Annotated in this window: 7 protein-coding genes; 1 reads left to right on the top strand and 6 read right to left on the bottom strand. The window is 74.5% G+C overall.

Annotation, left to right across the window (positions count from 1 at the left end):
- The first annotated feature begins 222 nt into the window (after positions 1-222).
- Positions 223-684, top strand: a complete 462-nt coding sequence (locus tag ACFYZS_RS35045; RefSeq protein ID WP_389021845.1) for a nitroreductase family deazaflavin-dependent oxidoreductase — start codon at positions 223-225, stop codon at positions 682-684.
- A gap of 6 nt (positions 685-690) precedes the next feature.
- On the opposite strand, the gene ACFYZS_RS35040 is transcribed toward ACFYZS_RS35045, so the two are convergent.
- The 6 genes from ACFYZS_RS35040 to ACFYZS_RS35015 all read right to left on the bottom strand — a co-directional run bounded on the left by ACFYZS_RS35040 (position 691) and on the right by ACFYZS_RS35015 (position 8,833).
- A complete protein-coding gene (locus tag ACFYZS_RS35040) occupies positions 691-2,262 on the bottom strand; it encodes a phytoene desaturase family protein (RefSeq protein WP_389021842.1) in 1,572 nt (523 codons plus the stop codon).
- On the bottom strand, positions 2,259-4,334 hold the full coding sequence (locus tag ACFYZS_RS35035) for a tetratricopeptide repeat protein (protein WP_389021838.1): 2,076 nt from the start codon (positions 4,332-4,334) through the stop codon (positions 2,259-2,261). The genes ACFYZS_RS35040 and ACFYZS_RS35035 overlap by 4 nt, the downstream gene beginning before the upstream one ends.
- A gap of 33 nt (positions 4,335-4,367) precedes the next feature.
- Positions 4,368-5,285, bottom strand: coding sequence for an oxygenase MpaB family protein (locus tag ACFYZS_RS35030; RefSeq protein WP_389021835.1), 918 nt, complete (start codon positions 5,283-5,285; stop codon positions 4,368-4,370).
- A 131-nt stretch (positions 5,286-5,416) separates the two neighbouring features.
- On the bottom strand, positions 5,417-5,782 hold the full coding sequence (locus ACFYZS_RS35025) for a hypothetical protein (protein WP_389021832.1): 366 nt from the start codon (positions 5,780-5,782) through the stop codon (positions 5,417-5,419).
- Positions 5,783-5,944: 162 nt separating this feature from the next.
- Positions 5,945-7,120: an agmatine deiminase family protein gene (locus ACFYZS_RS35020; RefSeq protein WP_389021829.1), complete on the bottom strand. Its 1,176-nt coding sequence runs from the start codon at positions 7,118-7,120 to the stop codon at positions 5,945-5,947.
- A 48-nt stretch (positions 7,121-7,168) separates the two neighbouring features.
- Positions 7,169-8,833, bottom strand: a complete 1,665-nt coding sequence (locus tag ACFYZS_RS35015; protein ID WP_389021826.1) for a serine/threonine-protein kinase — start codon at positions 8,831-8,833, stop codon at positions 7,169-7,171.
- Positions 8,834-8,860 lie beyond the last annotated feature (27 nt).

The raw sequence follows: 8,860 nt of genomic DNA, 5'->3' as shown, positions 1-8,860 counted from the left end.
CCCGTGTACTGGACGTACTCGGGATTTCGCCCGGTGCGCCGAGAGCGCGTGCCGGGCGCCGCGGGGCAGGCGGGACTTTGCGGACACCCCCTAGAACGCCTCCCACCGCCGTCGTACGCGCCGGGGGCATAAAGCCGTGCCCGACGCTGTTCGCACTCGTTGAGTTTCGTTGAGTGTTCAACCCCCCTCAGGCAGCTCAACAGCGAAGGCAGGTACAGGCACATGGCGACCAGCGACATCGACTGGGACCACCCGAAGGACCCCAAGCAGGGCACCTGGCAGCTCGACCACGTCAAGCAGTACGTCGCATCGAACGGGGCCGAGGGCCACGCCTGGAACGGCACCCAGACCCTGCTGCTCACCACCGTGGGCCGGGTCTCCGGCCAGGCCGTGCGCACCCCGCTCATCTACGGCGAGGCCGACGGACGCTACCTCATCGTCGCGTCCAAGGGCGGCGACCCCGAGCACCCGCTCTGGTACAAGAACCTCACGGCCCACCCCGAGGTCCGCATCCAGGTCGGCCCGAAGGTCCTCCAGGGCACGGCCCGTACGGCGACCTCCGAAGAGCGCGCCGCGTACTGGCCCGTGATGGTGAAGCACTGGGCCGACTACGACGAGTACCAGAGCAAGACCGACCGCGAGATCCCGATCGTCGTCATCGAGCCCGTCGGGGGCGCCGCCTGACCTCGGTCAGTGCCCCAGGACGGCCATCGCCGCATTGTGGCCGGGGACCCCGCTGACGCCTCCTCCGCGCACGGCGCCCGCGCCGCACAGCAGGACGTTGGCGTACGGGGTCCCCACGCCCCAGCGGCCCGCCGCACCCTGGTCTTCCGCGTACGGCCACGACAGGTCACGGTGGAAGATGTGCCCGCCGGGCAGCCGCAGTTCGCGCTCCAGGTCGAGCGGGGTCTTCGCCTCGATGCACGGCCGCCCGTCCGCGTCGAAGGCCAGGCAGTCGGTGATCGGCTCGTCCAGGTGCGCGTCGAGCTGCGCGAGCGTGCCGGTCAGCAGCACCTCCCGCGCCCCTTGGTTGTCGTGTGCGAACAGCCGGGCCGGGGTGTGCAGCCCGAACAGGGTCAGCGTCTGGTAGCCCTGCGCCGCGAGCTCCGGCCCCAGGATCGAGGGGTCGGTGAGCGAGTGGCAGTAGATCTCCGAGGGCGGTACGGACGGCAGTTCCCCGGCGGCCGCCTCGGCGTGGGCCCGTGCCAGCTCCGCGTACCCCTCGGCGATGTGGAACGTGCCGCCGAAGGCCTCGCGCGGGTCCACCGAGCCGTCCCGCAGCCGCGGCAGCCGCTGCAGCAGCATGTTGACCTTGAGCTGGGCCCCCTCGGGAGCCTCCCGGGGAGCCGCCTCCTCCCCCAGCAGTTCGCCCAGGGCCCGCGGCGAGGCGTTGACGAGCACCGTCCGCCCGACGACCCGCCCCTCCCCCGTCGCCGTACGGAACGTCACCTCGGCCGGCGTCCGGCCGTCCGTCTCGATGCGGAGCACCTCGTGCCCGGTCGCGATCTCGGCGCCTGCCGCCCGGGCCGCCGCGGCCAGGGCGTCGGTGAGCGCCCCCATCCCGCCGACCGGGACGTCCCAGTCCCCCGTGCCGCCGCCGATGACGTGGTAGAGGAAGCAGCGGTTCTGTACCAGCGAGGCGTCGTGCGCGTCCGCGAACGTGCCGATCAGGGCGTCCGTGAGCACCACCCCCCGCACCAGGTCGTCGGCGAAGTGCTCCTCGACGGCGCGCCCGAGGGGCTCCTCGAACAGCATCCGCCAGGCCGTGTCGTCGTCGATCCGGGCGCGCAGCTCCGCCCGCGTGGGCAACGGCTCGGTCAGCGTCGGGAAGACCTTCTCGGCGAGCCGCCCGGTCCGCCCGTAGAAGGCGCGCCAGCTCTCGTACTCCCGGTCCGAGCCGGTCAGCCGCGCGAACGACTCGCGGGTGCGGGACTCCCCGCCGCCGACCAGGAGCCCGCCGGGCCGCCCGCCGCGCTCGACGGGCGTGTACGAGGAGACCGTGCGCTTGCGCACGGCGAACTCCAGCCCCAGGTCGCGCACGATCTTCGCCGGGAGCAGCGAGACGAGGTACGAGTAGCGCGAGAGCCGGGCGTCGACGCCGACGAAGGGGCGGGTGGAGATCGCGGCGCCGCCGGTGTTCCCGAGCCGCTCCAGGACCAGCACCGAACGGCCCGCCCGGGCCAGGTACGCGGCGGCGACCAGTCCGTTGTGCCCGCCGCCCACGATCACGTCGTCGTATACATCGTGCCCGAAGCTCGTCATGGCTCTTGGTAACACACCTGGCCGAGCCGCTCCAGACAGTGCGCTTCGTCGGCGTGGGCCGCCACCGTGTCCGGGTGGTCGTCGCCGAGGGAGCGCTCGCGGATGCCGGAGAGCTCCCGGTAGACGGGCAGGGCCTCGTCCCAGCGGCCCAGCCGGCCCAGTCCGACGGCGAGTTCGCGCCGGCTGACGAGGGTGTCGGGGTGTTCGGCGCCGAGCGCCTTGGCCCGGGCCTCGGCCACCTGCCGGGCTTCGGCCACCGCCTCCTCCCAGCGCTCCAGCCTGCCCAGGTTGACGCCGAGGACGTGCCGGGCGCGCAGCGTCTCCGGGTCGGCGGCCCCGTACGCGCGGGTCCGGTCGCGGACCAGGCCCCGGAACAGGTCCAGGGCCTGGGCGGCGTGTCCGGTGCGGCCGAGCGCGATGCCGGCCTCGTAGCGGGCGGCGAGGGTGTCCGGATGGTCCCGGCCGAGCACCCGTTCCCGTACGGCGGCGACGTGCCGGAATCCGGCCAGGGCCTCCTGCCAGCGGTCCAGGCGGCCCAGCGCGTACGCGGCCTCGTACCGGGTCAGCAGCGTGTCCGGGTGCTCGGCGCCCAGCACGGCCGCCCGGTCGGCGGCGACCTCGGCCGCGGTGCGGTGGGCGTCGGCGAACCGGCCCAGCGCCCCGAGTTCGCAGGCGAGGTTGTGCCGGCAGCGCAGCGTGTCGGGGTGGAGCGGGCCCATGGCGCGTTCGCGGGCGACGAGCACCGCGCGGTAGACGTCGTGGGCCTCGCGGTGGCGTCCGAGCCGGCCCAGTTCGTACGCCGCCTCCTGACGCGCCGCGAGGGTGTCGGGGTGGTCGGCGCCGAGCGCCCGGGTGCGCCCCTCGGCGACGGCTTCGTACGCGGCCAGGGCCTCCTCGGGCCGGCCCGCGCGGCTGAGCGCGAAGGCGCGGGTGTGGCCGGCGGCGAGCGCGTCGCGGCCGGCCCCGTCCAGGCCGGTCCCGTCGGAGCCGAAGGCGTACGGGACCCCGTACGGCGCGGTGAGCCGCGGGTCCTCGGCGGCGGCGGGGCGCAGGATGCGGTGCTCGCCGCTGGGGCGGCCGGCGGTCCAGGAGCCGGTGAGCACGGCCCAGGCGCCGCTCGCGGGGCGGGCGTCGAGGCCGGCCTTGCGGCCCGCGGTCATGCCGTCGGCCCAGGCGGGCAGGGGTGCCTGGGCGCCGGGCAGGCCGCCCGGGCCGAGGCGGGCCTCGACGAGCCGCCGGTGCAGGTGGCGGGCGTCGCCGGGGCGGTCCTCGGGGCGCTTGGCCAGCAGGTCCAGGACCACCTGCTCGAAGTACTCGGGCAGCTCGGGTCGGTGCTCGCGCAGCGGTACGGGCGCGTTGTCGCGGTGGCCGACCAGCACCGACCAGGAATCGCCGAGGTCGAAGGGCGGGGCGCCGGTGGCGATCTCGTAGAGGACGCAGCCGAGGGAGTAGAGGTCGCTGCGGTGGTCGACCTCGCCGCCCGCGATCTGCTCGGGCGACATGTAGTGCGGGGTGCCCATGGCCATGGCGCCGCCGGTGAGCTTGGCGGTGAAGCCGATGTCGTGGGCGAGGCGGGCGATGCCGAAGTCGCAGATCTTCACCGTGCCGTCGGTGAGCCGCATGATGTTGGCCGGTTTCAGGTCCCGGTGGACGACTCCCTGGTCGTGGGTGTAGCCGAGGGCGGCGGCGAGCTGTTCGGCGGTGTCGACGACCACGTCCACGGGGAGCGGGCGGGTCTCGTTGTCGTCCAGGAGCTGGCTGAGGTTCCGGCCGTCGAGGAGTTCCATGACGAGGTAGAGGGGGCCGCCCGCGGCGCTGTCGTCGCCGAAGTCGTGGACGACGGTGACCCCGCGGTGCTGGAGGGAGGCGGCGACGCGCGCCTCGCGGCGGAAGCGTTCGCGCAGGACCTGGGTGAAGTGGTTGTCCTGCTCGGGCCCGAGCGGTTTGAGGCATTTCACCGCGACCTGCCGGCCCAGCGACTCGTCCCGGGCGCGCCACACCTCGCCCATGCCGCCGCGCCCGATCAGATCGAGTGACCGGTAACGGCCCTGGATCAGTCTGGACTCCGCCATGTCTTAAAGCCGCCCCCGTTGTCGTGCTCCGTCCTATGCCCTCCCCGGCCGGTCAAGTATGGCCGCTGGTGTACGCAGTGTGTACGCCGAGGGGCGGCTCCCGGGGCCCATGCGGCGCATCGCTTTCAAGATGTGACCTGGAGGCAGCTGCCACCGCAGACCTGCGGGAATGCTGCGCAGCAGGGTACCGGTGAGGCGCAGGCGACGGGTGATGACGGGCGCCGGCGGCGCCGTCCGGCCGTACAGCCGGTGCGCGTAGCCGGGGAGCGAACCGTAGGCCAGTTCCGCGATCGGGCGCCACAGCAGGTTTCGGCCAGGTACGAGAAGGGCAGGGGTGGGCGGGCTCCTCAGGAAGGCGACCACGGCGCGGGCGTCGGGACCGGCGGCGAGCTCGGGGCGGACCTTCTCGAAGTACGCGGCGAGGGATGCCGTGTCGGCCGGGACGTGCGCCGGGTCGAGGCCGACCAGGCGGGCGCCCACCCTGTTCTCGTCCACGTAGCGGTCGGCCTGGGCGGCCGTGAGGGGGACCCCGGAGCGGCGCAGGACGTGCAGGAAGCTGTCGATCTGCGCGCAGTGCACCCAGAGCAGCAGCTCGGGGTCGTCCACGGGGAACCGCTCGCCGGTGGCGGGGTCGGTGGCGGACAGGCTCCGGTGGATCCGGCGGACGCGGGCGCCGGCGCGCTCGGCGGCCTCGGCGGTCCCGTAGGTGACGGTGCCGACGAAGTCGGCGGTGCGCAGCAGCCGACCCCAGGCGTCGGAGCGGAAATCGCTGTTCTCCATCACCCCGCGGACCGCGCGGGGGTGCAGGGCCTGGAGGTAGAGCGCGCGGACCCCGGCGATCCACATGATCGGGTCACCGTGGCACTGCCAGGTGACGGACGCGGGGCCGTAGAGCCCCGGGTCGGGGCCGGGCGGGGTCGGTGCGGATGCGCTGCCTCGGGTCGCGGCCATTCGCGTACCTCCCGTAACTCCCTTACGGCTCCCGGATCGCCCCTCCGCTCCAGCCTACCGAGGCGCGGCGGGCCGGAGCAGGGGTGCGGGCCGGAGCAGAGGTGCTTGCCGGGCCGGAGGTGCGTGCCGGGTCAGCGGCAGCGCTCGACCTTGATCTGGTTGGTGATCTTGTTGGCCGACACGAAGCCGCGGACGTAGGCCGGGCGGCCCGTGAACGGGTTGTATCCGCCCCCTTCGACGAAGAACCAGCGGTTGGTGCCGTTGGCCCACGCCCCGTCGCGCCAGCAGCGCATGGTCACCGGCCAGCCGCCGAAGATGCCGCCGACGAGGGCCTGCGGAGCGAAGGGGCTGTCGTAGGCGGGGGTCAGGCTGGTGGTCTTGGGAGAGGTGGCGGCCCCGGCCGGGGTGGCGGCGGTCAGGGCCAGCAGGGCTCCTGCCGCGCCGACCGTCGCCATGCGCCCCCAGCTCCGGAGCCGGCGTGTGTGGATGGACTTCACGTGCGTGCTTCCCCCCTCAGGGATGGTGCGGCACAGGCTGAAAACTGCCTGCGGGCGACCGATTCTGTCCGCCGCCGACCGGCGTGTCAGGGGGCTGGGCCCCGGCGTGCGGAAGCGCGCCCGCCCCGCGCCGCACCACCGCGCGCGCCCCTCGGGGTACGCCTACTCGGCCGCCGACTTGCCGGGCTGGTCGTGCGTGGAGCAGTGGATGCCGCCCCCGCCGGAGGCGATGGTGTCGATCTTCACGGGCACGATCTCCCGCTGCGGGAAGTGCTCCTGGAGGATCCCCTTCGCCCGGTCGTCGGCCTTGGCGTCCCCGAACCTGGGCATGAAGACGGCGCCGTTGGCCACGTAGAAGTTCGCGTACGTGGACACGAACGCGTCCCCGCGGCCGGTGATCCTGTCGAGGTCGGGCTGGGGCAGGTCGACGACCTCCAGGCGCTTGCCGCGCGCGTCGGTCGCGTCCTTGAACACCGTCCGCGCCTGATCGGCCGCGCGGGACCACACGTCCGGCGGGGTGCCGGGGAACGCCTGGTCCAGGAGGACGACGCCGGGGGCGGTGAACCGGACGAGGCTGTCCACGTGCGCGTCCGTGATGTCCTGGCCGCGCACCCCGGCGAGCCAGATCACCTTCTTGATGCCGAGGGTGCTCTTGAGTTCGGCCTCGATCCGGTCGCGGCTCTTCCCCGGATTGCGGTTCTCGTTGACCACCGAGCTCTCGGTGACCAGCAGGGTCCCCTGGCCGTCGGTCTCGAAGGAGCCGCCCTCGGCGACGAGCGGAGCCTGCACGCGCTCGATCCCGTACTTCGCGAGCAGGACCCGGCCGACCTGGGCGTCGTTGCGGTGCTCCTGCTTGTTGCCCCACCCGCTGAAGTTGAAGTCGATGCCGAGCAGCTTGCCGGGCTCCTCGACGAACACCGGGACGGTGTCCCGCGCCCAGAGGTCGTCCACCGGAACCGGGATCACCTCCACCTGCGAGCCGCACGCCTTCTGCGCCGCCGCCTGCTGGTCCGGCCGGGCGAGCATCACGACGGGTTCGTACGCGGCGACCGCGCGGGCCACCCGCGCGATGTCCTCCCGTACCGCCGGCAGCTGCTCGTACCAGACGCGGTCCAGCGCGGGCCAGGACATGAACGTCCGCTTGTGGCTCTCCCACTCGGCGGGGAACCTGCGCCCGGCGGCCGTGAGCGTGCCCGGGCTCGGTGCGGTCCCGGGCCCGGTCCCGGCATCGCCGGAACCGTCCGGAGCGCAGGCACCGGCTCCGAGGGCGAGCGCACCGCCGATACCGGCGAAGGCCCGCAGAGCGGAACGACGGGACATGGAGGAAGGGGAGGTCATGACTCCACTCTGACATTGACTGAATATTCAGTCAATCCGCTGAGCGGGTCATCCGCCGCGCCGGTAGTAGTCGACGGAGACCTTCACCGGGCCTTCGCCGGGGCCGGCCGTGAGCACGGTCACGATCCCGACGTCCCGGCCGTCCTGGGCCCGTACGCAGAAGGCCCGGCCGGCGCGGAGCGTGGTGAAGGGCAGCGCGGTGACGGGCTGGCTGTCGAGGCCCTTGAGGCAGTCGGCGAGCCCCTGCCGGCCGGGCTGCATGACGTACGCGTCGCTGCTCTCGGGGACGTAGAACTCGGCGGCGCTCCGGCCGACGTACCAGGAGGCGGTCTCCTGCGGGACGACCCGGCCCGCCTTGACGTCGAACTCGTAGCTCTGGTCCGGCGAGGTGAGTTCGGTGCCGGTGTGCACGGCGGTGTACCCGGGAGCCGCGGCGGACGGGGTCGGGGCGGCCGGTGCCGGGGCGGGGGTGGTGGCGGGCGCCCCGGCGACGGCCTCGGCCGGGTCGGCGGCCTCCCCGTCCGCGCCGCCCTCGAAGGAGGAGTCGAGCAGCGCGACGGCCCCGGCGGCCCCCAGCAGCAGGGCGACGGCGGCCACCGCCGCCGTGCGGCCCCGTCCGCGCCCGGCCGCCGGAGCCCGCCTGCGGCCGCTCGGCCGCGGGTCCTGCGCGGCCGGGGGGCCCGGCGGGGCCCCGGCCGCGGCCGGTACGCGCGGGGCGGTCGCGGTCGGGGCCGCGTCGAGGGCGGTGGCCCGCGCGGTACCGGCCGGCGCGCGGTCCGGCGGTACGGGGAGGCCGGCATCGGCGTGGCGGCGGAGCTCGGTGGTGACCTGGTGCGGCAGCCAGTCCTCGGTGAAGCGCAGCCGCCCGCCGACCGCGGGGTGGCTGCGTACGGCCTCGATCACCTGGGCGGTGCTCGGCCGGTGCGCCGGGTCCTTGGCCAGGCAGTGCCACAGCAGCGGCCGCAGCTCGGCCGGGACCGCGTCCAGGTCCGCCTCCTCGTGCACCACCCGGTACAGGGCGGTGGACTCGGGGCCCGCGCCGAAGGGCGGCACGCCTGTGGCCACCCAGGCGGCGAGCGCGCCCAGCGCGAAGACGTCGGTGGCCGGGCCCGCCGGCCGGCCCAGCGCCTGTTCGGGTGCCATGAAGGCGGGCGTGCCCACGCGCAGCCCGGTGCCGGTCAGCGCGCCGGCGTCGGCGGCCCGCGCGATGCCGAAGTCGATGACGCGCGGTCCGTCCGCGGCGATCAGGACATTGGCCGGCTTCAGGTCACGGTGGACCACGCCCGCCCGGTGGATCTCCTGGAGCGCCTCGGCGATGCCGGCGACGAGCAGCAGCACGGTGCGCACGGGCAGCGGGCCGTACGTGTGCACCGCCTGCTGGAGGGAGGGCCCGGGGACGTACGCGGTGGCCAGCCACGGGGTGGGGTCGTCGGCCCCCGAGTCGACGACCTGGGCGGTGTAGAGCCCGTGGATGCGCTGCGCGCTGGCCACCTCCTGCGCGAACCTGCGGCGGAACTCGGGATCGCCCGCGAGCTCGGGGCGGACCACCTTCAGCGCCACCGGGCGGCCGCCCGGGGTGTAGGCGAGGTAGACGCGGCCCATCCCGCCGGCGCCGAGCCGCGCGACCACGCGGTAGCCGCCCACCTCGCGCGGATCGTCGGCGGCGGGCGCCCCGAGGGGGTGCGGGGCGGTACCCGGGGGTGGTGTCGTCATTGGCTCTCCCGGCGACGAGGGCGGATC

The sequence above is a fragment of the Streptomyces sp. NPDC001903 genome (assembly GCF_042891345.1).
GTDB lineage: Bacteria > Actinomycetota > Actinomycetes > Streptomycetales > Streptomycetaceae > Streptomyces.
This window is presented reverse-complemented; position numbering and strand designations above follow the sequence as displayed.